This window comes from Dulcicalothrix desertica PCC 7102, assembly GCF_003991905.1.
Taxonomy (GTDB): domain Bacteria; phylum Cyanobacteriota; class Cyanobacteriia; order Cyanobacteriales; family Nostocaceae; genus Dulcicalothrix; species Dulcicalothrix desertica.
This window is the reverse complement of the sequence record NZ_RSCL01000004.1, coordinates 193888-220868: the sequence shown is the minus strand read 5'-3', so window position 1 is coordinate 220868 and position 26981 is coordinate 193888. Positions and strand designations below refer to the sequence as shown.

Sequence of the window (26981 nt, the reverse complement as noted above, 5' to 3'; positions counted from 1 at the left end):
CACCCAACCTACGATTCGATTTCTGCTAGCTCCATCCAGCGTTCTGTGGCTTTGTCGATTGCGCGTTTGATTTCTTCTACTTGGTCGTATAATTTTTGTACTTGGGTGTAGTTTCCTGCTGGTACATTACCCATTGCTTTTTCGGTTTCGGCTTTTTCGGTTTCTAATTTTGCTATTTTTCCTTCGAGAGAGTCAAATTCTCGTTTTTCCCATGTTGATAGTCTACGCTTTTTGGATGTTTCTGATGGCGCCGATGTTTTTATTTCTTTTGTTTCTGCTGAGGTGCTTTTAGGTTTTTCTTTGACTTCCGATGTTTGTTGTGCTTCCTCTTGTGCTTTATAGTCGAGGTATACAGAGTAGTTACCTGGGTATTGACGAATATTTCCACCTTCTTCTAAGGCAAAAATTGTGTCTACGGTGCGGTCTAGAAAATAACGGTCGTGCGATACTACGATTACACTGCCTGTAAAGTCTTCTAGGTATTCTTCTAGTATTGCTAGTGTTTGTACGTCTAAATCGTTTGTCGGTTCGTCTAGTATTAATACGTTTGGTGCGCTAATTAGTATACGCAGCAAAAATAGGCGCCTTTTTTCTCCTCCTGATAGTTTACTTATTGGTGCATATTGTTGATTACCTGGGAATAAGAATCGTTCTAACATTTGGGAAGCACTAATTTGAGTTCCATCAGATATTTTGATGAACTCTCCTTCTTCTTTGATGTAATCAATTACACGCTGCGAATCGTTGAGTGCTGCTAGTAAGTCATCGGAATGTTGGTCGAAATACCCTATATGAATTGTGGCGCCAATATCTACCTTACCTGAATCAGGTTGTACTTTTCCGGTGATAATATTCATTAAAGTGGATTTGCCGGCGCCGTTTCCACCAATTATACCAATACGATCTTCAGGACTAAATTCGTAGGTAAAGTCTTTGATTAGTGTTCGCTCGTTATATGCTTTAGAAACATGCTCTAGCTCAATAACTTTTTTACCGATGCGTCTACTAACGGTAGAAATTTCAACTTTGCCAATTCCTTGTTTAAATTCGGTTTCGCGCATTGCTTCAACACGTTGAATACGCGCTTTTTGTTTCGTACTGCGTGCTTTTGGTCCACGCTTTAACCATTCTAACTCGCGTCGTAATACACCTTGGAATTTACGTTGTGTACTTGCGGCAGAGTCTTCAGCAGCAGCTTTTTTTTCTAGGTAATATGAGTAATTACCAGAATAAGTATAAATATCGCCTCTGTCTATTTCAATAATTCGATTTGTGACTTTATCCAGAAAATATCTATCGTGAGTAATTAATAATAAGGCGCCACGGTATCGATTTAAATAACTTTGTAACCATTCTACCGAAAGTGCATCTAAATGGTTAGTTGGCTCGTCCATTAATAGTAAATCTGGTTCGGCAAGTAAAGCTGTTGCTAATGCTATCCGCTTACGATAACCTCCAGATAATGTACCAACTTTTACATTAAAGTCAGTGATACCTAACTTGGTGAGAATAATTTTAGCATTTGTCTCTAATTCCCAGGCGCCTGTTGTGTCCATTCGCTGCATAACGCTCGATAAACGTGACATCAACTGACTATCTTCTGGATAATGCGCTAATTTCTCTGAGATTTCTTCATACTCGCGTACTAAGGTCATTTGCTCACCACTGTCAGCAAAAACCTGCTCAATAACAGTACGACTTTCATCAACGTCGGGTTGCTGTGGTAAATATATAACTTTGGCGCCGGAGTTAGTTATGATTTGTCCAGCATCGATTGACTCGATACCAGCTATCATTTTTAATAATGTTGATTTTCCCGAACCATTTGTACCAATTAAACCAACTTTATCGTTCGCATCAACGCTAAAACTAGCTTCTTTTAAGATTTCTTTAATGCCAAAATCTTTTTTGACTGATTGTAATGTAACGAGACTCATAACTGATAAATATTGGGCAAATTTTTATATTTAGGCGGGCAGGGATGCCCGCTCCACAAGAGGCTCCACAAGAGAGTCCACAAGATTAAGATTAATCAAATAGGTCTAGGGGTAGGTGACCATACATTTCATTAATTCCGCTTTGGGTGTGGGACTGGCACGATACTAAAACGCCGCGATGGTGTCCTGAATATGAATCAAGGTAGCACAAACCATTTTTGCCGTTTAATTTGATGTAAACAGGTCCCTCGATAATAGGCAAATTGCTAGGTGGCTCATAGCCGAATGCCAAGGAGTAACCTTTCATCGCTGCCAAACCTTCTTCGGCTGTATCGGCACAAATACCTAAGATTTGGTAATCTGAAAGTCTAGCAAAAGCTAGTATTGCTTTACGAACTAAAGCTTTTTCAGAACTCTTAACTATCGGAGCAATATCGACGCAATTGAATTTGTTTAGGATTTTTTTTGCGTCTTGAAGTGTGAGATTGGTTTGGTTTTGACTTGTCATATACCTGCTGGTTGCTAGTTGTGTGCTTTGTTGGTGAGATAGCGCGTTACTCTTCGTGTTTTATTTCACTTTAAGGTGATTGGATGTTACCTACGTTAAATAGAAATGGCACACTGCTAGTCTTATCGTTCCCCATAACAAGAACTTTTGGCATTTGGGCGCCACCAGTCTTCCATGCTTCAATTGCCTCCTTTTGTAACACTAACTGTCCTCCTTGAGCTTTTAATGTTTCAGCTAAAAGTCTTTGAGCTTCGGCTTTACCTTTGGCACGATTAATTTCTGCTTGAGCTTCTTGTTCTGCTTCTCTAGCTATATAGACCGCTCGTTGTGCCCGCTGTTCGGCAATTTGCTTCTCTTCTACGGCTCTTGCGAATTCAGGAGAGAATGTTAAGTCTACGACGCTGGTGTCTAAGACAATTATTCCATATTTATCTAATCGTTGGCTTAATGCTAAATCAAAGTCATCCTTAAGTTCAGTTCGCCGGGTGATAGCTTCTTCTACTGTTCTGCGTGCTGCTGCTATTTTAAATGATTCCTGAGTCTGTGGTGCAATAATCTTTGCTACTATGTTCTCTAGAGTACCCTGTGTTCTACGTATTTGTACTACTTCTGAGGAATCTATTTGAAAATTAATCGCAAATCTTGCGGACAGCGTTTGCAAATCCTTCGTTGAACTTTCGGCAGGCACTTCAAATTTTTGCACCGTCAAATCATATACATCTACCACTGAAATAAAAGGTGGTTTAACGTGAATTCCCTCCAGTAATGCTCCATCTGTCGCTTTACCTAATATACTAATCACCCCTGCTTGTCCAGGATTTATTATGATAAAGGAATTTAAGCTCAACAGTACAATTATACCTAGTGCTATACCTAGTGCAGCGCTTTGCCAACTGGTAGATTGCGTATTTTTCAATTCTCCTCTCCTTTTATTTCCGTTATCTATACTCGTTTGCGTTCTATTAAGGCAAACGTAGTAAAATATAATTCACACTTCAAAAAATAGCTGTGGTTACGCTATCAAAAAATTTTAGGGTATCCAATACTCGCACTGGTTCAGTACATCCACAAAGCGCGCTTGTCAAGTTACGATATTCATTATCGCAAACAAATCTGGCAAGCAGCCATTTGTTCGGTTTTAAACAAAGTTTTCGATTTGGCGCCACCTGTACTAATTGGTACGGCAGTTGATGTGGTGGTCAAAAAGCAAGATTCAGTCATCGCACGTTTGGGAATTACCGATATATTCGGACAGTTCCTTATTTTAGCGTTTTTTACAGTGATTGTCTGGGTATTAGAGTCGGTATTATGGATTTATTAGATACTCCTATCACGATTCATACAGGAGATACACGCATATCTCCCGAAAAGGTCAGAGGAGAAGTTGAGTTAAACAATATTACTTTTGCTTACAAAAATAGATTCCCAATTATCAAGAACGTCTCATTAGTGGTTTAAAATAATGGGCGGCGCCAATCTTTAAAAGTTACCTTGCCAAAACAGTCAGGAGCTAAATTATGTTTACTACGTCATCTCAACCTTCATCTCCAGAAAACGAATGGCGCCATCGGCTAGACAAATTCGTTAAAGACCATAAAATAGAGCTAGCGGCTTTGTCATGGGGACTATGGCTAGAAAATGGTAACAGTCAAGGAACCATAGGCATAGATTTACAGCCTACACCGCACTTTGTATACTGTCCACCGACAGCAGTTGAAAGCTTAAACGACAGAGTAGAGAATCGACTTCAAGAAATTTTAGGACTTATTAAGCACCATAAACCCGAAGTGGAAGTTTTGATGATAGGTATTGGTAAAGACCAAGTTAAACTTATTTATTTTGAACCAGAAACGGCGCCACCTCAAAGTTTTGAGCAACTAGGTAAAGATGTTGATACACTCATAGAAGAGTTAGAAACAAAACTCGGCGCCTGTTTATCTTGATGTTATATAAAGACGTTACATGTTTAGTCTCTACCTTCCACGTAACCAGTCTTTAATTTCCTGCGCTATCCATAAACATTCTTGGGCACTTAGTCCAATACCGAATGAGAATCGTTTATTTACGGTTTGAATAGTAATCATTTCCTTTTCTTGATGACTTTCAAGCTGAAGGTTATCTTCTTTGCCTAAACGGATAATACTTTGAAATACGTCTCTAATATCTCTAATTTTGCCACTTTTTATACTGCGGCGAAACGTAAATATCCATAGTTCTATCCGAAAATCATCTTCATTAAAACATATTCTGTGATTAGCAAAGTCTGAAATTATACACTGGTCTATAGCTGCTAGCCAAATTAAAAGCAGGGGAACAGTAATTCCAAGTGTGGGTAACATTCCTGTTACTAGTCCTATTCCTGACAGAGAAAAAAAGGCTAGCCCAAATCCTGATATGATTAAGTACTTAACTATTAAAGCAATGACTCTAATGTTATCTATTTCTTTTCTAGGAAGAACTATGTTTAATTTATTAAAAGTTTTTTTGATTTTGACTAAACTATAATTAGGTTTGCGAAAGGGTTGGAAAATATTGCTTGCAGCTTTGTTACTCAAACTATTAGATTCAAGTGCTTTTAATGCTTCAGTGGCATTACTTAAGCGTCTTTCTACTGATGGTTCTAATACTTTTTCTATCCAAGCTAAAAAATTATCATTTATATTAACCTTATCGTGAAATTGTATTTTTAAATCACGAACAGGCAAATCAGCAGGAGGAATACCTGTTAACAAATGAATAATAGTTGCACCTAGTCCATATAAGTCAGAAGCAGGTACAGCTTTACCTCCAAACTGTTCCATTGGTGCATAACCATATGTTCCGACAACAGTAAAGGTAACACCTTCTTTTGCTGCTTTATCTTGAACGGCGCCAAAATCAACTAAATAAATCTCTTTATCTTCTCCTAAAATTAAATTACTCGGCTTAATATCTCGATGTAAAACAGCCGGATTTAAATTATGTAAATATATTAAGATATTTAAGACTTCGGTGGCAATTTTATGTACTTCTTTCTCTGTAAATCTTTTACCTTGCACTAACAAGTCTTTCAAAGAATTACCAGGAATATACTCTTCGACGAGTCCAAACCATAGCACCCGGTCATCAATGGAAAAATAATCTATATACTTGGGAATTTTTGCATGTTCAAGATGCTTAAGAATCTGAGCTTCACGTTCAAATAACTTTAAATCATCCCATTGAACTGTACCGCCAAAAGCAAGCAACTTCACGACTACATGTGAATCTTTGCCATCATCAACACTTAAATATGTTGCCAACCAAGTTTGACGCGCTGCATTATTACCAAGTTGACGCTCAAGTTTATAACGATTTTGGATTATTTGTTCTGGTTGGAGCATTTCATTAAATTACTAAAAATATAAATTATAGATTTCTAATTAAAAAAACCTGAAATTATCATCATAGCAAGCCACCAAATCATTAAACTGATAGGCGCTCCCACAAAAAGTCCTGCAATTGCCCAACCGCGTTGATGACGTTTAAAATGGTCAATACTGCGCCAACGTCTACTTTTCCATGCCCATTCATTACCTTTGGCGCCAAGAACAACAGTCATAAGAATTCCGATTGAGGGCACAAAATATAATAAACCTACCCAGACTTTATTTGTAAACGGCCATAAATAAGGCATTAAAAAGGCGCCCCAATTCCATCCTAAAACTTCTTCAGGAACAGGCGCCGTACTATTAATTCCACATCCAGAGTTATTAATATCTGGTACTTGTTGTATGTGTGACGGTTTTACTACTTTTAAAGAAGCACCTTCTTTTAAAGTTTTTAATGCAAGTGCGGCAGTTGCAAAACGGTCTTCTGGTGCAGGTTCAGTTAACTTTTGTAACCATTCCTTAAATTCAGGAGTTACATTAACCAAATGACTAAACTCAATTCTTAATGACCTTTGGGGTAACTCCGCAGGTGACATACCAGTTAACAAATGAATTAAAGTTGCACCCAATGCATATAAATCTGATGCAGGAACAGCTTTACCACCAAATTGTTCCATTGGTGCATAACCGTATGTTCCGACAACGGTAAAAGTAACACCAGATGAAGCTGCTTTATCTTGAACGGCGCCGAAATCGACTAAATATACACGATTATCTTCACCCAATATCAAATTACTGGGTTTAACATCGCGATGCAGCACCAAGGGATTTAACTCATGTAGATAAATTAAAATATTTAAAACATCAACAGCTATCTTACGTACTTGCTTTTCACTAAACCGATGACAAGTAGCAAGTTTTTCTTTCAGAGACTCCCCAGGTATATACTGTTCAATCAAACCGAACCATAAGCTGCGGTCGTCAACACAGAAATAGTCTATATATTGAGGAATTCTAGGATGCTTTAGTTGCTTGAGTATTTGCGCTTCGCGTTCAAACAACTTTAAATCATCCCACTGTATGGCGCCTCCAAACGCTAATAATTTGACTACAACTCGTGAGTCAACATCAGCAGCTTGTAAATCTTTGGCCAACCAAGTTTGACGGATACCGTTATTACCTAGTAAGCGTTGTAACTGGTAACGGTCTTGTAATACTTGTTCTACTTGCAGCATCATTATAAAGCGAGCAACTGCGGGTGGAGCGTATCAGTACTACTATGTTAGCTACAATATTAAAAAACGTCAGAAAGTAACGATTTCTACCAATCACGATTACTAATATACAATTGTACTGTTAAGCTTAAACCTTCTTATATTTCCCATTGCGCCAAATTACTACGGTTGCCAGCATACGTCAAAGCATCCAACACCACCACTCGGTCATTAGGATAATTTGTGAACCAATGGTTCACAAAATTGGCGCCAATAAACCCAGCACTACCAGTAACCAGCAACCGATAACTCATTCGTTTTACCTGAGTGTAATATTCTAGAAACCCGGTTTCTACGTCAAATCTTTATTTTTATTACAATATTTCAGTAAAGAAACCGGGTTTCTGGTTTCTAATTATTTCAGCTTTTTTTTAACTTTGCTTAATACTTGCTGTATTTTTAGCTGAGTTAGGCGAATATTACTAAAATCTGGGATATTGCCAGGGTATTTTTGTTTATGGTCAAAGAATTCGTTTAACTCACTGAGAATTACTTGCAGGCGCCTGGTAATATTATCTAATCGGTATTCAGTCAAGAAATCTTGAGATAAATTAAAGGGTTGCTCAGTCGCAGTTACCTTTAATATACGTTCCATGTCATACTCTTTAGAATATCCGGCAATTTTATAGCAATTAAATCCTGGGTCTAAAAAATCAGAGAGTCCATTATTTAGACTAGAAAAAACATGACATCCACAAGCCATTGCTTCAAGTGGTTGTAAGCCAAAACCTTCGGTAACACCTTGGAGTGCCCAATATTCTGCCGAGTCGTATAAATATACTTTTGCCCGATTAAACAAACTTGTCAAATCTTTTACAAAAGATTCAACGATATACACATTACATTTTTCTTGTAAAGCTGGGATTAAATCTTTTATTAAGTAACTTGAAGATTTACGCGCTTGTACTAGTACATCAATATCGCGCGTTATATCTAAATTTGTAAATTCGTCGCTAATTTGATTTGGTAAGTAGTAAATTAGAGAGTTAGGCGCCAACTGTCCCCAGTACCCCATTGTATTACGGCTAACGGTGATAATTGGAATACTCGCCGGAAGCTTAAATCCGTAACCCGCACTATGAGCATGATATATAACGTTATGAGACTTTAAAGAAGGCGCCAGTTTAGGAACATCAAATCCCCAACTAACAACAAAAATAACATCCTCAAGACTAGATGCTTTAAGAACATCATCCAAAAAAAGCTTATTAGGTTCGCGTTGACGGTAAGTAACAACCTCCGCATCACAAATATTTTGAGCAATACTAAGCGTCTTCAGTTCCGCAAACAAACCACCACAAGTAAATTTAGCATCCGTACCAGGCAACAAAAAATAAAGTTTTCGCATATTTTGTATGGGCGGGTTCACTTACGAATTTTAACTAACCAGCGCATCCAAAACCACCCAGCAAAGCTACCAAAAAAATAAGAAATAAAATCAGACCAAACAAAAGTATTACCCAAAACAAGCCTCCCTAGCAACGTCGCGCGTGCAGCTTCAAGAAAAGGAGATTTCACTAGCTGTAAAAACTCTATTCCACAAGTAGCAACACAAACTCCAACCGCAGTCCATAAAGGAGAAGCTTTCGGATAAACAAAACCAACTAATAAAATCCAAAATATCTCATAAGCAACGCTCCCCAAAAAATCATACAGTTCAGGATATCCAAATCCTTGTGCAAAGCGTACAAAATAACCCAGTGGCACAATAAATATAATGCTAATAAGTAGCGCTACACGATACCTAAAAAAATTTCTTTCTAACTTTGCCATTGAACCTTCACGAAATGCGCTTCACGTCCCCACATATCCCTAGTTTTGGTAATACTCTCGATACTGAGATTAAAAGGTACAGATGTCGTTAAGTAACGCTGTGCTAAAGCGCCGACATAAGGCGCCAACTCACCAGCAAGAGTGGTAGCTATTCCCAACCCAAACAACTGTTCGATTAATCCGCGTGGCATAATTAAATGCATTCCTACTGCACATCCCGCAGTCAGTAACATTGATGTCGATACATTAGTACCACACCGAGGATGAACAGCTAAATTCCACTCACCGTCTTTTAAACGTTGAAGACCGTTGGTAACAGCGCGACGTAAATCACTGATATTAACATCACCGTAGAGAAAAAAGCCTTGTTCGGTAGATAATCCTCCAAGTGATTCGTTATCTACCTGAAAATTACGAGGTAGCAGCGAAATAAACCGGGAAGAACGGGGTTGACTCAAAAGCCACACAGTAGCGTGTTCAAGTGCATGAACCTGACGTAACATCAAAATTTCTTTTAAGCCAGGTACAAAATGCAGCAGTGCAAGCAACTCCTTATCTTGGTTAGGCTGAGGAGTAATAAAATCCAACAAATCAAGATTTACAAAATCAAGGGAATTGGAGTTACCCTGTACAGGAACAGAGGTATTCATTAAAACACCGCCCTCTTAGAATTAATGGAGTATTGAAGATATTTTTAATTTAACTCTTGTATCAATCAAATAACTACAAATTTTTATTGAGTTTTGCTGAGAAACAAAGAAACCCGGTTTCTATGCAAAATTGTCGTTTCTATTACAAGCTATCGAACAAGAAACCGGGTTTCTAAAGATTTGGGAAAAAATTAGACCGAAGCTTTTAAACTCCGGTCTGTATAGAGAGTGCGCTTGCGCGCGAATGTTAGCAGGTTTGAAGTTGTCTGTGTTTTTTACGGAGATAGCGTAATAATGCAACACCTGTTCGCCAAAAGCTACGTATAACCAAGAAGAGAGAAATTGAAGTTGCTTTCTGACTGGTTGACACACAAGCTGCGACGTGAGGAGAACGGACAGCAACCAGCCATAATTGCTGAGTCGTGTTTAAAAGTTGAAAGAAGCGAATATGTATTCAATCAGGTTGGTTTGGGTTTGGCAAAGTACAACAGTTCACATCATTTAGGCAAACTTTGCCCCAGCGCATTGCCCAACGCACAAGCGCGACACGGTTATCGGTTTGCGTTTTGGTAAGAATGTTGCTGATGTGGTTATCAACTGTGCGCTTGCTAATTTCAAGCTTGCCTGCAATATCTTGGTTAGTTAAGCCAGCGGCTACTAAGTCGATAATTTGCAGTTCTCTGTCTGAAAGACTTACAGGGGTTTGTGACTCGCCACTAGCCATGTTTTACTGAATCCTCCTAGTATATGTACTCAATCGCTCTTTCTCATTCTAGAAGATTCTTTGTCTAGTCGGTGTTTCAACTGTTAGCGGTAATACGATAATAAAGAATTCTTTAATTGGCCAGTTAGCCGTAGCACATTTTTGTGTTACTTAGTTTTTTATTATACGCTATATATGAAGAAAATACCAGCGCATTCAAAGGTGAAATGTTGTTTTTAATTCATACAAAGTGAAATCAGTAATAAAAGTTCTTGTAGATTTGTGTGAACAACTGCCGACCGTGGGTCAAAATTATTGTAAATTTTTAGTTGTAAATTTTCTAGATGGAATTGTCCTTCTAAAGAAACGGACAGGAGCGCATGAGTAATCCCCGTGTATTGTGTCTCGGCGAAGTTTTATTTGACCTCTTAGCTGACCAACTAGGACGTGACCTCTCTTCAGTTGAGTCATGGACTCCCTATCCAGGGGGGGCGCCAGCTAATGTTGCTTGTGCGTTAGTCAAGTTGGGAATACCTGCGGGTTTCGTTGGTTGTGTGGGTGAAGATCAACCAGGTAATGAATTAGTAAAGCTTTTAAATGATGTTGGGGTTGACACAACTGGTTTACAACGGTCTGAGTCGGCGCCAACGCGGCAAGTTTATGTAACAAGAAGTTTAAGCGGCGACCGGACTTTTGCGGGGTTCGGTAATTACGACACTAGCGAGTTTGCGGATACACGCTTCAACGCAAAAGAATTACCACCATCATTATTTGAAGCAGCAGATATTTTAGTTTTAGGCACTTTAGAGTTAGCCTATCCCGAAAGCGGCAAAGCTGTACATCACGCTTTGGACTTGGCGGAAAAATACGACATGAAAATTATTCTTGACGTGAACTGGCGCCCAGTATTTTGGCATAATCCAGCAATAGCACCAGATATAATTCGTAAAATCTTTAAAAAAGTAGATTTTGTTAAGCTTGCTAAAGAAGAAGCAGAATGGTTATTTGATACCAGCGATGCAGGTGCAATTAACTATCGTCTCGACTCAGTTGAAGGTGTGTTAGTAACAGACGGTGAAAACGGTTGTGCATACTGCTTAGATGAAAACGAAGGCAAATTACCTTCTTTTTCAGTACCCGTAGTTGACACAACAGGCGCCGGAGACAGTTTTCTAGCTGGCTTTATTCATCAACTATTAACTCACGGTATTCCAAGTCTTAAAGATAAAGAAACCGCTCGTGGAATTGTACGATATGCAAGTGCAGTTGGTGCATTAACTACCTTGAAACCTGGCGCCATTGCTTCCCAACCCACTCTCGCCGAAGTAGAAGCATTCCTCGCCTCCCAAATATCGTAGGTTGGGTGGAGGCGTCATGAACCCAACATAAATATTTGCCACATTTAAGGGACGCAAGGGGACTTGCATCCCACAAGAGTTTTTTTATATATTACTCAAGACGCCCAACTTCTTTAACAAATACAGATTCATTCACCTTTAAACTTATACTTTTTATACATTGTTGACCTTTATTTAGGCATTGAAGCACCAAGATCAAAAGTGAGTTGGCAATACGAATATTTGCTCTTACCATACGAGTAATAACTGTTGAAGAGCAAAACGTTATGGATTCACCTCAATACCGTGTTTTTGTTTGTACTAAACGGCGCCCAGAGAATGCAGAGGAAGGGTGTTGTTGTAATGCAGGTGGGCTGGATGTTTACCAAACGTTTCAAGATGAAATTCAAACACGAATGTTGCATAAGCGCGTTGAAGTTCGTCGTTCTGGGTGCCTAGATCATTGTGAAACTGGAGCAGTCGCAATGGTTTATCAGCCTAATCGAAACGAGTTTTCTTGGCTACCTACTAAACTACAGGTAAAACTTAGACGATTGCTATTTCCGAAGCGTTATGTATATGGTCATCTAACTCCTGAAGATGTCGGCGCCATTGTTGAAAGTCACTTTGTCAAAGGTCAACCACTAAAACGATGTCAGATTTCTACCACTAAATAAGTATTAATTATTAACTTAAATTTTTAACTGCGCGCGTATTTGCTGAACAATAATTTCGGGGGAAGATGAGATATCTACCTTGATGCTGTTTACTGGTTCTTCGAGCGCTTCAAATTGGCTTTGAAGAAGACCAGATGACATAAAATGATTTTGGCGCCGTCTCAATCGTGCTTCAATAGTTTCAAATGAGCCATTGAGATAAACTAGTTGAATCTCATCGTTGCCGTTAAGATATTGACGATAAGTAGCTTTTAATGCTGAACAAGCTAGTACTGTCGAACGGTGTTCTAATAACCATTTATGAATTAAAGCTTGCAATATTTCTAACCAAGGTATTCTATCTGCATCTGTAAGCGGAATACCTTGCTGCATTTTACTGACATTGAATTGAGGATGATAATCATCGGCATCGTGAAATTCATAGCCTAACGAATCCGCTAGCTGTTTACCAATCGTTGATTTGCCCGAACCTGATACACCCATGACAATAATTATCATTTTTCTCGTGATGGCTTCACTAAATATAGTGTAACTAAACTAGCCTGTAACCGTTCAGCAATTTTTTTAAGCCTATTTTTCGCTCTTAATTTTGGCGTTCAAGCAAAAATTCAGGCAAAATTCTAAAATTAGAGATGTTTAGAGCAAGCTACTGCGTCAAAGAAGCCAAAGTAATGTATACTTTTATATCTTTGGGTCAGTAGGCAAGATTGACTAAATCTGGAGAATAGCCTTGTCTGAAGAAATTAAAAGCGTTCAACCGCCATTAAAATTTATAGCCCCACGTTTCAATCGATTTTTCCTCCAGATTGTTCAATGGTCATTACCCATACTATTGCGCTTTCGTCTTCGACGCTGGCTACCTGCGAAGATCATTCGAGTTGAAACCGAGAACGCTTTGGAATTAGCTAAACTATACGAACAGTTCCAAGCGGGTAAAGTTCGTTTCTTGATGGCATTTCGTCATCCTGAAGTCGATGACCCGCTATCAATGCTTTATTTAATCTCGCGCGGTGTTCCCAAGAGCGCGCGTCAGCATGGAATTAAATTAAAAGAACCTGTTCATAGCCACTTTATCTACGAACGAGGGATGACGATATGGGCAGGTAACTGGTTGGGAGAATTTTTCTCGTTTTTAGGTGGATTCCCTATTCGTCGCGGTAAACGAGTTGATAAAACTGGTTTACAAACAGCGCGCGAATTATTTCTCAACAGTAATATACCCATATCTGTTGCCCCAGAAGGCGCCACTAATGGACACAGTGGTAAAGTTAGTCCGTTAGAACCTGGTGTTGCCCAGCTAGGATTTTGGTGTGTAGAAGATTTACAAAAAGCCAATCGTTCGGAAGAAGTATTTATAGTCCCCATTACCATTCAATACAGTTACCCTAACCCACCTTGGAAAAAGCTTGATTGGCTGTTGAGTAAATTAGAAGCGATGAGTGGACTTGAGTCCGCAGTAGACTCTTCATTGAAGCGCGAAGAAATTTATTACCAGCGCATACTGCGTCTTGCTGAAAAAATACTTTCAGAAATAGAAGATTTTTATCAACGTTTTTATCATCAAACCCTTGTGCCAATTGACTTAGACTCAGAAGCAGAAGCTAACCAAATTATCATTGCTCGTCTTCACCGTTTGCAGGATATAGCCTTGCGTGTTAGCGAGCAACACTTCGGTTTACAACCGCAAGGAAACTTTATAGACCGCTGTCGTCGTTTAGAAGAAGCTGGTTGGAGTTATATTTACCGCGAAGATTTACCTTCTTTAGATACTTTAACCCCACTTACGCGCGGACTTGCTGACTGGGCAGCAACAGAAGCAGCAAAACGCTTGCAGCATATGCGTTTGGTAGAGAGTTTTGTCGCTGTTACAGCCACATACATAAAAGATAAACCAACATTTGAGCGCTTCGCTGAAACAACACTATTAATATATGACATGATGTCACGTCTCCAGGATGACACATTTCCTGGGCGCCCTAACTTAGGTTGGCGCCAGTCAACAGTAAAAGTTGGCACACCAATTTCGGTAACCCAATATTGGCAAAGCTACAAACAAGACCGTCAGTCAGCCAGAAAAACCGTCACCGAACTAACCCAAGACCTACACAAAGCTTTACAAACCATGATTAGCAACGGATGATAAACGGATGTAACGGATAAGTTACTTTAATTAACTAAACTTTGTTTTACGAATAAGTCATCCGTTACATCCGCTTTATCCGTTGCTAACCAACCCAACAACAATTTAGGCTTTGTTGGGTTATTAACTGGTTCCACCATACAACATTAACTAAAAATAGAAGTGACTCTAATGCTTGTAACCCTAAACATCGGCTTTGTTGGCTTCTCAGTAGTTATAAACTCATCCGCATCAACTGACAGTGCTGCTGCAATATGTAAAGCATCCATTGCAGCTAAACCGTAGTTACAGCCAATATTATAAGCATCTTGAACTACTTGTTCTAAATCCCGTGCCCAATAAGTAACATCACTAAAAAATTCTTCATAAAATTCAGATTCTTCTGTTTGCTTGTTATAAACAGCTTTAGGAATTACTTCCAACTTAACAAATTGACTTGAAGCAAACTTACGATTTGAATCCCCCAAAACTTGTAAAGCTTTCTCAGCAATTCTACTCGTGCCATCTGTAGCACTCAATAATACCCCTGAATCAATATAAGCTATGCTCATTATTCTCTACTTTGTAATCCACCTCTACGACTAGCAAGTTCTCTTTCTATTTCATCCTCATCTAATAAAGGTTTACCTGAAGCAACAATCTTTTCACGAATTTTTCGTAGACGTTCACCTAATGGAGGTTTCGTTGCTGAATTTTTCAAATGAAGATAGTCCACAAAATCTAGTACTTCTTCTTGTTTATTTTCAGGGAGAGAACGCCACTTTTCTAATAACTCTTGTTCTGGACTCATACTAGGTTCACCTACGATAATATAAATATATTACTAAAAAATATTACTAAAAATCGCCCTGAGAATGTATGGGTACGAACCAAGGCGCCTTAGCAAAGAATCATAAACGGATGTAACGAATAGTTGATTCTTTTATCCGTTACATCCGCTCTCATCCGTTGCCTAACCTTTACTTAACCGGACATGATCCATAATTTGCTGCTTACGAGAAGCTGAGTCAAGCTTGGGGTTGATAAAATCACCCTTACTGCGGCTTAAGTGTTCCATGATTTTCTTTTGACGGTCAGACTGCATAACTTTGACTTTTGTTAACTAATGTGAAGTAATATATCTATATTAGTAGAAATTACGCAGTAGTAACCATTACTCGTTCTTGACGCGCGCGTTTTCCTGTTATAACCATTTTGACTCCCTTTGCAGGCGCCAGAGTTACACCACGACGACGGGGAATTTCTGGTTTTGAGTCAACGAGTGATAATTGGTAATTAGACAAAATTGTAGCGATAACCAATTTCATCTCGAATATAGCTAAAGCTTCACCCAGACAGCGACGTACACCACCACCAAAAGGCATGAATTCATAGGGGGAAAACTGACGTTCTAGAAAACGCTCTGGTTTAAATTGTTTTGACTGGGGGTATAATTCTTCACGATGATGTACAAGATATATGCAGCCCATTATAATAGTTTGAGGTTCTATTTGATACCCTAAAATTTCTACTTGTTCTTGGGCAACACGCGGAAATGTCAGCATTGCAACTGGATTAATTCGTAATGTCTCGTTACAGAATGCTGTTAAATAAGGTAATTTAGAAAGACTTACTGGGTCATTATTATCACCTAACGTATTAATCTCATTGAGGATTTTTTCGCTAGTTTCAGGTACATGTTGACTCCAGTATAAACTCCATGCCATTGCGGTGGCTGTTGTCTCATGCCCAGCAAATAACAGCGTCATTAATTCGTCGCGTAATTCTTTATCAGTTAAACCTTGTCCCTGTTCATCGCGCGCGGACATTAATAATGATAAAATATCAATCCGGTTTGGGTCTGGGTTTTCTCGGCGTTCGGCAATTTCAGCATATATTAATTGGTCAACTGAGGAGCGCTGACGTAAAAAACTACCCCAAGGACTTGCGGCGCCTAAATCTTTTTGTAGAAAAGGGAAAAATAGGAAGCTTGAGGAAAAAGGGGATTTAAAAATTTCTGACATTTTTCCCATTAAATCTTTGAGTTGCTGGCAGCGTGTACCGTCATACAAGCCAAAAACTGACTGAAGAATAACTTGCATTGATATTTCTTGCATTGCCGACCGTGCCAAAAAATGCTGGTTCAATGCAATTGAGTCCATCACTTTTTTGGTCAGATTAACAATTAAATCGCCATATGCTTTCATTCGCTCACCATGAAATGATGGCATTACTAACTGGCGCCGTTTGCGATGATTTTCACCATCAAGCATAATCACCGAATAATCGCCAATTATAGGTTTTAATATACCGTTATATTCTCCTGGGGCACTGAATTTCTTTCGGTCATTAGTTAGAATTTCTTGGATAGCTTGAGGGTGGTTAACGAATACAAGTTTATTCTCAGAGTTAAAAATATTAGCGCTAAAAATATCTGGATATTCAAGAACCGCATTTTCCATGTATCCTACAGGATTGGCGACCCATTGTAGTTTTTGAAGAAATGCAGGTGATTTTATGGGGTTAAGTGGTTTCATTTGTTGATTCATCATAAGATTGTTGGGTTACGTAAAGCCTACACCCAACCTACATTCTATCTATTGTGCGGTACTGGATGGCTTCTGCTACGTGGTGCGGTTTTAATTGCTCGTCTCCTGCTAGGTCTGCTATGGTACGTGCGACTTTGAGAATGCGGTCGCTGGCTCTTGCTGATAAACTTAACTTTTGAATGGCGCCTTCTAGTAGTCTTTTGCTTGAGTCGTCGAGTTTACAATGTTTTTGTAAATGACGACTTTGCATTTGCGCGTTACAGCGTATATTTTGCTCTTTTTTAAATCTGTGGGTTGCTATGTCGCGCGCTTTGATAACTCTTTTACGTATTTCTAAAGAACATTCACCTGTGGGTTGCTGGGTAATTTCTTCTGCTTTTAATCGGTTGACTGCTACTTGTAAGTCAATTCTATCCATTAGTGGCCCCGAAAGTTTTGCCCAGTAATCTTCACGTTTTCGGGGTGTACAGCAGCATTGTTGAATTACATCACCGTAATATCCGCATGGACATGGGTTTGTACTTGCCACTAATGTAAACTGCGCTGGAAAGTTTACCGACTGCTTTGCTCTAGATATTGCGACATAACCATCTTCAAGTGGTTGACGTAAAAATTCCAATACGTCGCGTTTGAATTCTGTTAATTCGTCGAGAAAAAGCACACCAGTATGAGCTAGAGAAATTTCTCCAGGACGAGGATAGTTACCACCACCCACCAAGGAGGGACCCGAAGCTGAATGATGTGGACTTCTAAAAGGACGCTCTCTTACTAATGTTCCACGATTTTTTAACATACCCGCAACTGAATGAATGCGGGTTACTTCTAATGATTCAGCAAAATCTAGTGGTGGTAAAATACCGGGTAAACGTCGTGCGAGCATGGTTTTTCCACTTCCTGGTGGCCCCACAAATATAAGATTATGTCCTCCTGCTGCGGCAATTTCTAGCGCTCGTCGTGCATGAGCTTGTCCTTTTATATCTTTTAAATCAATTAAATCAACGTCCGAAGCTGCGAATGCTTCTATATTATGTGTAGCTTGTACAGGTTTGTAGCGAGATGGGTTATTTAAGAAATCTGTAACTTCCAGCAAATTATGAAAACCATAAACTTTTAATCCATCAACTGCTGCTGCTTCTTGAGCGTTATCTGCTGGTACAACTAAACCTGTTATGCCCATACTGTGTGCAGATGCTGCTATTGGTAATACTCCCGCAACTGGACGCAAGCTCCCATCAAGACTAACTTCACCTAAGAATAAATAATCACCTAGTTTTGCAGCACCGACTTGTTCGGATGCAGCTAAAATCCCCACGCTAATGGGTAAATCAAAACTAGGCCCCTCCTTACGTAAATCAGCAGGGGACAAATTAATTACAATCTTTTTAGTCGGAAATCCAAACCCAGCGTTTTTTAATGTTGCTCTGACTCTTTCTTTTCCCTCTAATACCGCAGCATCTGGTAAGCCTAAAATAATTATTCCAGGTAATCCCCCTGAAACATCTACCTCTACACCCACTTTTACAGCATCAATTCCAACTACAGAAGCACTCCAAACCCTTGCAAGCATTTATATTTATGGCCTTTTGTTATAGCAATATTCCTTTGTCTTATCATTGGAAATTGGCGAATGACAAATGGTTTACCAAATCATTAAATTACACATGACCAACCAAGATACGATTTTTGGCAAGATTATTCGACGCGAAATACCTGCGGACATTGTTTATGAGGATGATTTAGCGCTTGCTTTTAGAGATGTTAACCCACAGGCGCCTGTACATATCCTTGTAATTCCCAAAAAACCTATACCCAAGCTCTCCGATGCTCAAAGCGATGACACCGAACTTCTCGGTCATTTGTTACAGACTGTTAAGAAAGTTGCCGAAAATGAAAAACTTACTAACGGCTATCGAGTTGTGATTAATACTGGCAACGATGGTGGTCAAACGGTTTTCCATATGCACCTCCATATATTAGGTGGGCGCCCGCTGGGCTGGCCACCAGGTTGAGCATCAATAGTTAATGTGCTGGAATCATTGCTGTGTAAGGTTTTTATAGAAGGCGCCGATTTTTGTAGAGACGCGACATGTCGCGTCTCTACATTTTTATACACGTAAAATATTTAACCAATTTATTTACATTTCATAATGTAAACTATATAAATACTCACTCATATATAACAAAATGTTAAGTTAAATACCTTTACAAAACTCAATAAAAGATTTAACTTAGTTATTAAGCAAGTCAAACGACTCGCTTAAATTATTCATCACATAGAGCAATCATAAAGACATGACCGCAACCTTACAAAGACGCGAAAGCGCCAATGTGTGGGAACAGTTCTGCCGTTGGGTCGCTAGCACCGAGAACCGCCTTTATATCGGCTGGTTTGGCGTACTAATGATTCCTACCTTGTTGGCAGCAACCACCTGCTTCATCATCGCATTTGTAGCAGCACCCCCAGTTGACATCGACGGTATCCGCGAACCAGTAGCTGGTTCCTTAATGTACGGAAACAACATCATCTCTGGTGCAGTTGTTCCTTCTTCTAACGCTATCGGTTTACACTTCTACCCAATCTGGGAAGCAGCTTCCTTAGACGAGTGGTTGTACAACGGTGGTCCTTACCAGTTGGTAGTATTCCACTTCCTCATTGGCGTATTCTGCTACATGGGTCGTGAGTGGGAACTTTCTTACCGCTTAGGTATGCGTCCTTGGATTTGTGTTGCTTACTCTGCACCTGTTGCAGCAGCAACCGCAGTATTCTTGATCTACCCAATCGGTCAAGGTTCATTCTCCGATGGTATGCCTTTAGGTATCTCTGGTACCTTCAACTTCATGTTGGTATTCCAAGCTGAACACAACATCTTAATGCACCCCTTCCACCAATTAGGTGTAGCAGGTGTATTCGGTGGTAGCTTGTTCTCAGCTATGCACGGTTCACTTGTAACTTCTTCGTTGGTTCGTGAAACAACCGAAACCGAAAGCCAAAACTACGGTTACAAGTTCGGTCAAGAAGAAGAAACCTACAACATCGTTGCAGCACACGGTTACTTCGGTCGCTTGATTTTCCAATACGCTTCATTCAACAACAGCCGTAGCTTACACTTCTTCTTAGCTGCTTGGCCAGTGGTTGGAATCTGGTTTACCTCTTTAGGTATCTCCACAATGGCTTTCAACTTGAACGGTTTCAACTTCAACCAATCAGTAATTGACAGCCAAGGTCGCGTCATCAACACATGGGCAGACATCATCAACCGCGCTAACTTAGGTATGGAAGTAATGCACGAGCGTAACGCTCACAACTTCCCACTTGACTTAGCAAGTGGCGACGCTGCACCTGTAGCATTGACTGCACCTGCAATCAACGGTTAATTCTAGTTGAATAACCAACGCTTAAGCGCTCCCTTTACAGGGGGCGCTTTTTGCATTTGACAAATGCTGCCTGGACTAATTGATCAAAAATAGGTAATGAATTAATAGTACGAAAATCCTGGCATTTCGTTTCATAGCGCCTGTCAATTAAAAAGATGCATAAGTTGTCATGGTTTGTCAAAAATAATTTACTATATAACAATTTTAGGCGCCGTTTAAGTAGTAACTATACTAAAAACTGTTATTTGGTAGATGCGTCCATAAACGATAATTAATACAGCTAGCTAGTTGCTAGTTATAAAAATTTATACTGTTATTTAATAACTTTGAAGTTTTCTTTTCCTAGCTAATATATTGGTTGCAGTATTTAAAAACACATAAAGTGACGAAAGCATCATAAAAATACTTAGTTAAATAGCAACATAATTAGTAAGTTTAGGTTAATATATTTATTTTTGTAAAATCGCATAAGTTCTTTACTATCAGAAATAGTTTAATAAGAACACGCATCTACCTGCGTTAGAGGCAAAAGCTGATGGTTACGCGAATATCCACATCATGTTTCCTATTTACTAGCCTTGTAATCATGGCATGGGCGCCGTCTTCACATGCTCAGGTTACTCGTGACGATTCGCTTGGTAAAGAAAATTCCGTCATTACACCAATTGGTAATGGTATAGATTTGATAAATGGTGGCGCCCAACGTGGTAATAACCTATTCCATAGTTTTGGTCAGTTTAATATTGGTAGTGGTCAAAGCGTGTATTTTAGCAATCCCACTGGGGTGCAAAATATAATGACGCGCGTAACAGGTGGAAACGCATCAACAATTTTGGGAACGTTGGGAGTTAATGGCGCCGCAAATTTATTTTTAATTAACCCTTCAGGTATTATTTTTGGCAAGGATGCACGGTTGGATATACGTGGCTCATTTGTTGGGACAACAGCAAACAAAGTTCAATTTGGTGAGCAAGGATTTTTTAGTGCGACAAATCCAGAAGCACCAGCGTTGTTAACAGTGAATCCATCAGCATTACTATATAATCAAATCAATCCACAACCAATTCAAAGTCAAGCACAAAGACTTATCAAATTAGGTAACAGTCTTTTGTTAGTGGGAGGAGCGGTAAATTTAAACAATTCAGCAATATTAAATTCGGGAGGACGAGTCGAACTTGGTGGGTTATCTGAAGCTGGAACAGTGGGACTAGTTTTTGACCAGGATGGTATCCGACTTGATTTTCCTAAAGATACTGCACGTGCGGATACCTCGATTGCGAATTCAATAATAAACGTTGTATCAAACGATAAAGGAAATATTTCACTTTATGGACGCAATATTGATATTTTCAAAAGTTCCTTACAAACTAGTACTAAAGAATTAGCAACAGCCCGAAGCCAAGCTGGAAAAATTACTATTAATGCCACAGGTGCAATTTCACTAACTCAAGCTAAATTAGCCAACAGCTTTGCACCTCAAACGAATTCAAATGCAGTTATTCCGGGTGGCGATATTATTATTGACGCTAACTCTTTGTCTTTGAAACAAAATTCAAGTATTGGAACTGTGAGCTTGGGACAAGGTGATGCTGGTAATATCATCATTAATACTCGCGGCGCCATTACCGTAGAAGGCGGATTAATTGCCAGTACCACAGATGTTGGAGCAGTGGGAAAAGCTGGAAACGTGGATATTAACACAGGTTCGCTTTTCCTAAAAAATGGGTCGATGCTTGGTTCCGTACCTTTTGCTACTGGAGCTTCTGGCAACGTCACTATTAATTCCCGCGATACTATTGTAGTAGATGGAAAAGGTTTGGATGGTATCCCTAGCGGAATCTTTAGCACTCTATTTGGAAGAGAAGGCAAAGGTGGGAATATCAAAATTACAACTAACTCACTCTACGTAAAAAACGGGTCAACTATATCTTCTGCCACTAATGCAAAAGGAGACGCAGGAAATATACAGATTGATGCGCGCGATACGGTGGTGGTGGATGGAATGGGAAAACCAACTACTATTACTAGCGCTGTATCTCCTAATGCGGAAGGAAAAGCAGGAGATATCAATATTAATACGGATTCGCTTTTTGTTAGAAATACAGCGTATATCAATACGAGTACTTTCGGCAAAGGTTCGGCTGGCGACATCACTATTAACGCGCGTAACGAAATCGTCCTTGATGGTGCAAACCAAAACGTTGACGCTAGCGGAATTGCTAGCATAGTATCAAATAGAGCCAAGGGCGAAGGAGGTGATATCAGGATTAATGCGGACTCACTAACGATTACCAATCGAATGGGTGTTACTACTAGTAGTCTTGGAGGGGGTAACGCAGGTGACATAATTGTGAAAACTCGTGGCGATATTACCTTTGCGAATAAGAGTGCATTATCAACCGCAGCCTACGGGCCAGTTAATGCTGGAAAAGTCGTGATTGATTCAGGCGGTACGATTTACTTTGATAAAACTAGCGGTATTCTTGCTGCAGCAATCTCGTTAAGGGATTATATTGATACAGTCAAGCGGTCTGGTGCTACAGTAGAGGACTTACAGCAACTTGAGCTAGCTCTTAGTTTGTTTCCATCTCAAACCGGCAATGCCAATGATATAGAAATTAACGCGCGTTCGCTTCAGCTTGATAACAATAGTACTATCGGCACTTTTACCACATCTGGAAATGGTGGTAACATTCGATTGCAGCTAAAAGATTTGTTACTACTGCGTCGTAATAGTGGAATTTCAACAACAGCAGGCATATCTGACCAAGGTGGAAATGGCGGAAATATTACCATTGATGTCCCGTTTATAGTGGCAGTAGGTAAAGAAAATAGCAATATTACCGCCAATGCTTTTACAGGTAATGGTGGTAACATTAACATCAAAACACAGGGATTATTTGGAATAGAAGCGCGTCCTGAAGATTTACTGAATAGCAGCGATATTACAGCGAGTTCTGAACTTGGTGTGCAAGGTCAAATATTGATTCAGCAACCTGAAGTTCAGCCTACTCAAGCAATAATAGAATTGCCCGAAGAAGTTGTTGATGCAACTCGGCAAGTTGCTCAAATTTGTCCTAGAATTCCCGGCGCCAAACCATTAGGCGAATTTACTATTACAGGACGTGGTAGCTTACCACCGAATCCTCTCGACATGATGCCAGGTACAACAACACAACGTGCGCTTGCTTCTTTAGACGAAAAGGCTAAAGTATCAAATATGCCTCAACAACCTCAACTTAATTCCCCAATAGTCGAAGCGCAAGGTTGGATAAAAACAGAAGATGGTTCTGTTGAACTGGTAGCAACGGCGCCGACTGTCACTCCATCACAAGAGCGTGCGATAAAAGCAGTTTGCCCAAAATAAAGCATAAATAATTAAACGCTGCTCAAACATTTATACCTTCTGCTATAAAATCTTTCCTGACTTCGCAAAACCGAATCTGACATGGGTATAATTATGGATTTTGATGTACCAATAAGAAGAAAGTCTTTAAAATCCAAACAGCTTCCTGATTTCCGTTATTGAGCGTCCAATTATTTGAGGTAAGTTTTTTAGCTCCTGCATTAAGTCTTGAGGAGCAACACCAAAAACTGATAGTATAACTACAACGACAAGAATCGTAATAGCTGTACTAATAAGTGTTTTTGTTACATTAAGTAAAGCTCTGAAGACAAAAAAAGCAATAATTAATGCAGCGATTAAAATAATTATGTTGCTTGGCATACTTTTACTGTAATTATATTTGTATTTACAAAGACTACATTATTAAACCAAATATTTCCATAAAATCTTCCTTTTATCCCTAATTTGGAAATGTAAGTAGGTCTTTGCTTCACCTGCAACTCCACAAAATTAATAACATTTTATACTTAAGTCTGAAGTAGATGAAAATAATTTAGTTATAGGTTTAGAGGCAGTTAGTAATACTTCACCTTTTTGATTAATTTGCCAACTTGATGCTTCCACTATTTGATTTTGCTTTATATATGAATTGATTGGGAAACGTGAGATATTATTATGTTTTATAGTCTCTGTTCCTTGCAAAACTCTATTTTCAACCCAATCAATACCTAAAGCAAGATTACTGCGCCCAATCGAGTTAGGCAAAGATGGTAAACCTCCACGTCCAGTGATAATAAATGAATTACCTTTATATGCTGGACAACCCTGAACAATTAAATGACTTGCGTCTACAAAATCAACTGATATTTCAAACAATCCTGAAGTCGCGTCAACATCGGGTTGATTAATTTCGACATTTCCACTTAACTGTGAACTGGCGCCTGTTGCGGTAATATCACTATTAATACTTGGTATATTACGAAACTGCGTACCAAAAATACCTTGAGTTTTGATTTTGATGTTTCCACCACGTCCGTCTGTGGAATTGGCGCCAATATCGCTGTCTTCAAATGCAGCTAACACACGAGTATTAATATTAATATTCCCACCGATGACATTTTGTCCTTTGGCGTTAGTAGTAATATTACTACCACGACGCAATATTAAATCTTCAGTGTTTAAAGTAATAGTAGCTTGCTCTTGTCTAGGGTCAATATTTATACTTTGAGTGTCTGCTGTAAAAGTTGCTTTGTTATCTAAACGGATAGAGTGAGCGTTGACAGTAAAATTACCAGCGTTACCTTTTCCCTGACTTCTAACTGCAACTCTTGCGCCATCCCGAACAATCAATTTATTAACGTTAATCTTTAAATCTCCTGCTGCTCCTGTTGTTCCAAGTCCTGCTTCAGCAAATAAGCCACTCGCAAAAATACCATCTTTAGAGGCGCCTATAAGTTCTACTGTGCCATCCGCATTAACCGTCAAATTTCCACCTTTACCTACGCCAAAAGTACCAGAATTAACTTGCGCTCCATCTCGTACTAACAAATTACGAGTATTTATTGTTAAATCTCCAGCCGCTCCTGTTGAATTAGGAGCTGCTTGAGCAGATAACCCACGAGATAATGTTACACGGTCGTTTGCTGTACCAAGCAATTTGATATCGGTAGCATTAACTGTTAAATTGCCTCCCTTTCCTGCACCAAATGCAGTAGCTGCTATTAAGGCGCCATCACTAACTAACAATTCACGAGTATTAAGCGTTAAATTTCCTGCCGGAGCTGTTGTACCTGGGTCTGCCTGAACAAATATACCACTAGAAATCATTCCATCCGATGAAATACCAATAACTTCCACCAACGAGGATGCATTTATGGTTAAATTTCCTCCTTTACCTTGACCTACAGTACTGGCTGAAATTTGGGCACCATCGCGAACAGTTAGTATTTTGGTGTTAATCTCCAAATTTCCAGCATCTGATAAACTAGTTGTGGCAGTAGTTAAAAGTGTTCTTAGGTCATTAAAAAAAGGAATTTTTAAGTTGCCACCAATCAATTCCAAGCTTTCGGAAGCACTAACGCTCAAATTACCAAATCTACCAGTACCTAAACCAGCAGTTGAAACTATTGCTGCATCCGAAAGCAACATATTCCGAGTGTTTATAGTAAAGTTGCTCCCGTCTCCTGTACTTCCAATTCTTCCCCCTGTCGAGAATAATGAGCTAATCACTTCAATTGATTCAGAGGCATTAATATTTATAGACCCACCGTTTGCTCGACCAAAAGGAGATGCGAGAATGAAAAATCCATCCCGTGCGCTTAATTTTTGAGTGTTAATCTCAATGGCGCCACTTCCACTCTCACCTACACTGCTGTTATATATGCCATTGCGTAGTGCAAATATATTAGTAGGGGTGATAACTTGCTCCAAACCTTCTATATATCCACCAGTGCCAGTTAACTCAATTGACTCGGTAGCGTTAAGAGTGATATCACCCGATGTCCCTGATGCTAGAGTAAAAGATGCAAGACGAGAACCTTCATTTACTCGTAAATTGCGTGCTGTTAAACGAATATCACCTCCACCAATACCACTGGCATCAATGTTTGAGCCACTTTCAACTTGAATAGTTCCAAAATTTTGCACCCCACTGTAGCCCACATTTAAACCCTTTTCTACAGGAGTCAGCTTAACTAAACTGTTATCACTCACACTTCCTAATTCGATTTGACCCCCTGGTGCCATTAGTGTTGACCCTTTTAAAATAATTTCACCACCGAAAAAAGCTAAAGTTTGATTTGGTTGCACCTGTAAAGTATTTTCTTGCGCTTCTATCTTTCCCGGATTTACTCCATATTGCAAACCAACAGGAATACCGATTGTCAACAACGGTGTAGATTCAGAAGCTTTGGCACTAAATGTAGTATCATTAGCAAACTTTAAACTCGAAGCAGTACTACCAATAAATGACCCACCAATATCCAAACGCGCGTTTTTACCAAAAGTAATTCCGTTCGGGTTAAGTAAAAATAAATTAGCGCTTCCGTTAGCACGAATTAAACCATCAATATTAGATATTGATTGACCTGTCACCCGTGATAATATATTCTGAATATTCTGTGCATTGTTAAAAAAAACGCTGCTACCTGTCGGAACTGAAAACGAATCAAAACTATGAAACAAACTAGTTCCTGCTGTCGTTCCACCCTCAATAGCATTAATGCTTTGCTGTTGCGTAACTTGAGAATTTATTGGTAGCGTTGTATCTGGAACAATTTGAGCTATGACTTCCCCTGGAACAAATATGACATGCATCAAGCTACTATACAGGGATATCTTGAAATAAAAACTTTTCATTTGGTAATTATAATAATAATTTTCAT

Annotated in this window: 25 protein-coding genes and 2 pseudogenes; 9 read left to right on the top strand and 18 right to left on the bottom strand. The window is 39.3% G+C overall.

From position 1 onward, the window contains the following. Positions 1-8 precede the first annotated feature (8 nt). The 3 genes from DSM106972_RS10240 to DSM106972_RS10230 form a co-directional block, all read right to left on the bottom strand. Complete coding sequence (locus DSM106972_RS10240; RefSeq protein WP_127080600.1) at positions 9-1937, bottom strand: ABC-F family ATP-binding cassette domain-containing protein; 1929 nt, start codon at positions 1935-1937, stop codon at positions 9-11. 91 nt (positions 1938-2028) lie between these two features. Then, positions 2029-2445, bottom strand: coding sequence for a DUF1824 family protein (locus tag DSM106972_RS10235; protein WP_019495455.1), 417 nt, complete (start codon positions 2443-2445; stop codon positions 2029-2031). Between the two features lie 70 nt (positions 2446-2515). Next, complete coding sequence (locus DSM106972_RS10230; RefSeq protein WP_019495456.1) at positions 2516-3361, bottom strand: prohibitin family protein; 846 nt, start codon at positions 3359-3361, stop codon at positions 2516-2518. Between the two features lie 92 nt (positions 3362-3453). Between DSM106972_RS10230 and DSM106972_RS10225 the strand changes: the two are divergent. The 3 genes and pseudogenes from DSM106972_RS10225 to ccmS form a co-directional block, all read left to right on the top strand. After that, positions 3454-3751 (top strand): annotated as a pseudogene (locus DSM106972_RS10225) (ABC transporter); the annotation flags it as partial. Positions 3752-3753: 2 nt separating this feature from the next. Then, positions 3754-3903 (top strand): ABC transporter ATP-binding protein, encoded by a 150-nt coding sequence (locus tag DSM106972_RS53290; protein ID WP_127080599.1) that lies wholly within the window; start codon positions 3754-3756, stop codon positions 3901-3903. Positions 3904-3962: 59 nt separating this feature from the next. Beyond that, positions 3963-4388: a beta-carboxysome assembly chaperone CcmS gene (gene ccmS / locus DSM106972_RS10215; protein WP_127080598.1), complete on the top strand. Its 426-nt coding sequence runs from the start codon at positions 3963-3965 to the stop codon at positions 4386-4388. Positions 4389-4418: 30 nt separating this feature from the next. On the opposite strand, the gene DSM106972_RS10210 is transcribed toward ccmS, so the two are convergent. The 7 genes and pseudogenes from DSM106972_RS10210 to pedR all read right to left on the bottom strand — a co-directional run bounded on the left by DSM106972_RS10210 (position 4419) and on the right by pedR (position 10216). Further along, positions 4419-5807, bottom strand: coding sequence for a serine/threonine protein kinase (locus DSM106972_RS10210; RefSeq protein ID WP_127080597.1), 1389 nt, complete (start codon positions 5805-5807; stop codon positions 4419-4421). Between the two features lie 35 nt (positions 5808-5842). Continuing rightward, positions 5843-7030 (bottom strand): serine/threonine protein kinase, encoded by a 1188-nt coding sequence (locus DSM106972_RS10205; RefSeq protein WP_127080817.1) that lies wholly within the window; start codon positions 7028-7030, stop codon positions 5843-5845. A gap of 143 nt (positions 7031-7173) precedes the next feature. Beyond that, a pseudogene (locus tag DSM106972_RS10200) lies at positions 7174-7323 on the bottom strand (NAD-dependent epimerase/dehydratase family protein); the annotation flags it as partial. A 101-nt stretch (positions 7324-7424) separates the two neighbouring features. Beyond that, positions 7425-8417, bottom strand: coding sequence for a glycosyltransferase (locus tag DSM106972_RS10195; RefSeq protein WP_127080596.1), 993 nt, complete (start codon positions 8415-8417; stop codon positions 7425-7427). Positions 8418-8434: 17 nt separating this feature from the next. Then, a complete protein-coding gene (locus DSM106972_RS10190) occupies positions 8435-8842 on the bottom strand; it encodes a ribosomal maturation YjgA family protein (protein ID WP_127080595.1) in 408 nt (135 codons plus the stop codon). Then, positions 8830-9492: a DUF6391 domain-containing protein gene (locus DSM106972_RS10185; RefSeq protein WP_127080594.1), complete on the bottom strand. Its 663-nt coding sequence runs from the start codon at positions 9490-9492 to the stop codon at positions 8830-8832. Before DSM106972_RS10185 ends, DSM106972_RS10190 begins: the two co-directional genes overlap by 13 nt. 454 nt (positions 9493-9946) lie before the next feature. Then, positions 9947-10216, bottom strand: a complete 270-nt coding sequence (gene pedR, locus DSM106972_RS10180; RefSeq protein ID WP_127080593.1) for a photosynthetic electron transport-dependent transcriptional regulator PedR — start codon at positions 10214-10216, stop codon at positions 9947-9949. A gap of 359 nt (positions 10217-10575) precedes the next feature. On the opposite strand from pedR, the gene DSM106972_RS10175 reads away from it, so the two are divergent. Next, a complete protein-coding gene (locus DSM106972_RS10175) occupies positions 10576-11553 on the top strand; it encodes a carbohydrate kinase family protein (RefSeq protein WP_127080592.1) in 978 nt (325 codons plus the stop codon). A gap of 266 nt (positions 11554-11819) precedes the next feature. After that, the gene (locus DSM106972_RS10170) at positions 11820-12209 is read left to right on the top strand and encodes a (2Fe-2S) ferredoxin domain-containing protein (protein WP_127080591.1); all 390 of its coding nucleotides are present in this window, start codon (positions 11820-11822) and stop codon (positions 12207-12209) included. Positions 12210-12224: 15 nt separating this feature from the next. On the opposite strand, the gene DSM106972_RS10165 is transcribed toward DSM106972_RS10170, so the two are convergent. After that, positions 12225-12707 (bottom strand): gluconokinase, encoded by a 483-nt coding sequence (locus DSM106972_RS10165; RefSeq protein WP_127080590.1) that lies wholly within the window; start codon positions 12705-12707, stop codon positions 12225-12227. A gap of 232 nt (positions 12708-12939) precedes the next feature. Here DSM106972_RS10165 and DSM106972_RS10160 point away from each other — a divergent pair, with 232 nt between their 5' ends. Beyond that, entirely contained in the window at positions 12940-14349 is a 1410-nt protein-coding gene (locus DSM106972_RS10160) for a 1-acyl-sn-glycerol-3-phosphate acyltransferase (RefSeq protein ID WP_127080589.1), read from the top strand. A 146-nt stretch (positions 14350-14495) separates the two neighbouring features. On the opposite strand, the gene DSM106972_RS10155 is transcribed toward DSM106972_RS10160, so the two are convergent. The 5 genes from DSM106972_RS10155 to DSM106972_RS10140 form a co-directional block, all read right to left on the bottom strand. After that, the gene (locus tag DSM106972_RS10155; RefSeq protein ID WP_127080588.1) at positions 14496-14900 is read right to left on the bottom strand and encodes a type II toxin-antitoxin system VapC family toxin; all 405 of its coding nucleotides are present in this window, start codon (positions 14898-14900) and stop codon (positions 14496-14498) included. Beyond that, positions 14900-15139, bottom strand: a complete 240-nt coding sequence (locus DSM106972_RS10150) for a DUF2281 domain-containing protein (RefSeq protein WP_127080587.1) — start codon at positions 15137-15139, stop codon at positions 14900-14902. The genes DSM106972_RS10155 and DSM106972_RS10150 overlap by 1 nt, the downstream gene beginning before the upstream one ends. A 162-nt stretch (positions 15140-15301) precedes the next feature. Beyond that, positions 15302-15433: a hypothetical protein gene (locus DSM106972_RS54825; protein ID WP_255666604.1), complete on the bottom strand. Its 132-nt coding sequence runs from the start codon at positions 15431-15433 to the stop codon at positions 15302-15304. Positions 15434-15485: 52 nt separating this feature from the next. Next, a complete protein-coding gene (locus DSM106972_RS10145) occupies positions 15486-16877 on the bottom strand; it encodes a cytochrome P450 (RefSeq protein WP_411675297.1) in 1392 nt (463 codons plus the stop codon). Positions 16878-16914: 37 nt separating this feature from the next. Further along, a complete protein-coding gene (locus DSM106972_RS10140) occupies positions 16915-18444 on the bottom strand; it encodes a YifB family Mg chelatase-like AAA ATPase (RefSeq protein ID WP_127080586.1) in 1530 nt (509 codons plus the stop codon). 94 nt (positions 18445-18538) lie between these two features. Between DSM106972_RS10140 and DSM106972_RS10135 the strand changes: the two genes are divergently transcribed. The 3 genes from DSM106972_RS10135 to DSM106972_RS10125 all read left to right on the top strand — a co-directional run bounded on the left by DSM106972_RS10135 (position 18539) and on the right by DSM106972_RS10125 (position 23619). After that, positions 18539-18886 (top strand): histidine triad nucleotide-binding protein, encoded by a 348-nt coding sequence (locus DSM106972_RS10135; protein ID WP_186538834.1) that lies wholly within the window; start codon positions 18539-18541, stop codon positions 18884-18886. A gap of 283 nt (positions 18887-19169) precedes the next feature. Further along, the gene (gene psbA / locus DSM106972_RS10130; protein ID WP_127080584.1) at positions 19170-20252 is read left to right on the top strand and encodes a photosystem II reaction center subunit D1; all 1083 of its coding nucleotides are present in this window, start codon (positions 19170-19172) and stop codon (positions 20250-20252) included. Between the two features lie 535 nt (positions 20253-20787). Next, positions 20788-23619 carry a two-partner secretion domain-containing protein gene (locus DSM106972_RS10125; RefSeq protein ID WP_127080583.1) on the top strand — a complete coding sequence of 944 codons (2832 nt, stop codon included), beginning with the start codon at positions 20788-20790 and terminating at the stop codon, positions 23617-23619. 126 nt (positions 23620-23745) lie between these two features. On the opposite strand, the gene DSM106972_RS10120 is transcribed toward DSM106972_RS10125, so the two are convergent. Continuing rightward, a complete protein-coding gene (locus tag DSM106972_RS10120; protein ID WP_127080582.1) occupies positions 23746-23979 on the bottom strand; it encodes a hypothetical protein in 234 nt (77 codons plus the stop codon). Between the two features lie 129 nt (positions 23980-24108). Next, complete coding sequence (locus DSM106972_RS10115) at positions 24109-26955, bottom strand: beta strand repeat-containing protein (RefSeq protein ID WP_127080581.1); 2847 nt, start codon at positions 26953-26955, stop codon at positions 24109-24111. Between the last annotated feature and the right edge of the window lie 26 nt (positions 26956-26981).

Excerpts from the sequence above, each read along its gene's own strand:
- DSM106972_RS10115 (WP_127080581.1), bottom strand. The coding sequence starts at position 26,955 with ATGAAAAGTTTTTATTTCAAGATATCCCTGTATAGTAGCTTGATGCAT.
- DSM106972_RS10190 (WP_127080595.1), bottom strand. The coding sequence starts at position 8,842 with ATGGCAAAGTTAGAAAGAAATTTTTTTAGGTATCGTGTAGCGCTACTT.
- DSM106972_RS10135 (WP_186538834.1), top strand. The coding sequence starts at position 18,539 with ATGACCAACCAAGATACGATTTTTGGCAAGATTATTCGACGCGAAATA.
- DSM106972_RS10145 (WP_411675297.1), bottom strand. The coding sequence starts at position 16,877 with ATGAATCAACAAATGAAACCACTTAACCCCATAAAATCACCTGCATTT.
- DSM106972_RS53290 (WP_127080599.1), top strand. The coding sequence starts at position 3,754 with ATGGATTTATTAGATACTCCTATCACGATTCATACAGGAGATACACGC.
- DSM106972_RS10150 (WP_127080587.1), bottom strand. The coding sequence starts at position 15,139 with ATGAGTCCAGAACAAGAGTTATTAGAAAAGTGGCGTTCTCTCCCTGAA.
- DSM106972_RS10155 (WP_127080588.1), bottom strand. The coding sequence starts at position 14,900 with ATGAGCATAGCTTATATTGATTCAGGGGTATTATTGAGTGCTACAGAT.
- DSM106972_RS10185 (WP_127080594.1), bottom strand. The coding sequence starts at position 9,492 with ATGAATACCTCTGTTCCTGTACAGGGTAACTCCAATTCCCTTGATTTT.
- DSM106972_RS10165 (WP_127080590.1), bottom strand. The coding sequence starts at position 12,707 with ATGATAATTATTGTCATGGGTGTATCAGGTTCGGGCAAATCAACGATT.
- DSM106972_RS10175 (WP_127080592.1), top strand. The coding sequence starts at position 10,576 with ATGAGTAATCCCCGTGTATTGTGTCTCGGCGAAGTTTTATTTGACCTC.
- DSM106972_RS10170 (WP_127080591.1), top strand. The coding sequence starts at position 11,820 with ATGGATTCACCTCAATACCGTGTTTTTGTTTGTACTAAACGGCGCCCA.
- DSM106972_RS10120 (WP_127080582.1), bottom strand. The coding sequence starts at position 23,979 with ATGCCAAGCAACATAATTATTTTAATCGCTGCATTAATTATTGCTTTT.
- psbA (WP_127080584.1), top strand. The coding sequence starts at position 19,170 with ATGACCGCAACCTTACAAAGACGCGAAAGCGCCAATGTGTGGGAACAG.
- DSM106972_RS10235 (WP_019495455.1), bottom strand. The coding sequence starts at position 2,445 with ATGACAAGTCAAAACCAAACCAATCTCACACTTCAAGACGCAAAAAAA.
- DSM106972_RS10205 (WP_127080817.1), bottom strand. The coding sequence starts at position 7,030 with ATGCTGCAAGTAGAACAAGTATTACAAGACCGTTACCAGTTACAACGC.
- pedR (WP_127080593.1), bottom strand. The coding sequence starts at position 10,216 with ATGGCTAGTGGCGAGTCACAAACCCCTGTAAGTCTTTCAGACAGAGAA.
- DSM106972_RS10125 (WP_127080583.1), top strand. The coding sequence starts at position 20,788 with ATGGTTACGCGAATATCCACATCATGTTTCCTATTTACTAGCCTTGTA.
- DSM106972_RS54825 (WP_255666604.1), bottom strand. The coding sequence starts at position 15,433 with ATGCAGTCTGACCGTCAAAAGAAAATCATGGAACACTTAAGCCGCAGT.
- DSM106972_RS10210 (WP_127080597.1), bottom strand. The coding sequence starts at position 5,807 with ATGCTCCAACCAGAACAAATAATCCAAAATCGTTATAAACTTGAGCGT.
- ccmS (WP_127080598.1), top strand. The coding sequence starts at position 3,963 with ATGTTTACTACGTCATCTCAACCTTCATCTCCAGAAAACGAATGGCGC.
- DSM106972_RS10195 (WP_127080596.1), bottom strand. The coding sequence starts at position 8,417 with ATGCGAAAACTTTATTTTTTGTTGCCTGGTACGGATGCTAAATTTACT.
- DSM106972_RS10140 (WP_127080586.1), bottom strand. The coding sequence starts at position 18,444 with ATGCTTGCAAGGGTTTGGAGTGCTTCTGTAGTTGGAATTGATGCTGTA.
- DSM106972_RS10240 (WP_127080600.1), bottom strand. The coding sequence starts at position 1,937 with ATGAGTCTCGTTACATTACAATCAGTCAAAAAAGATTTTGGCATTAAA.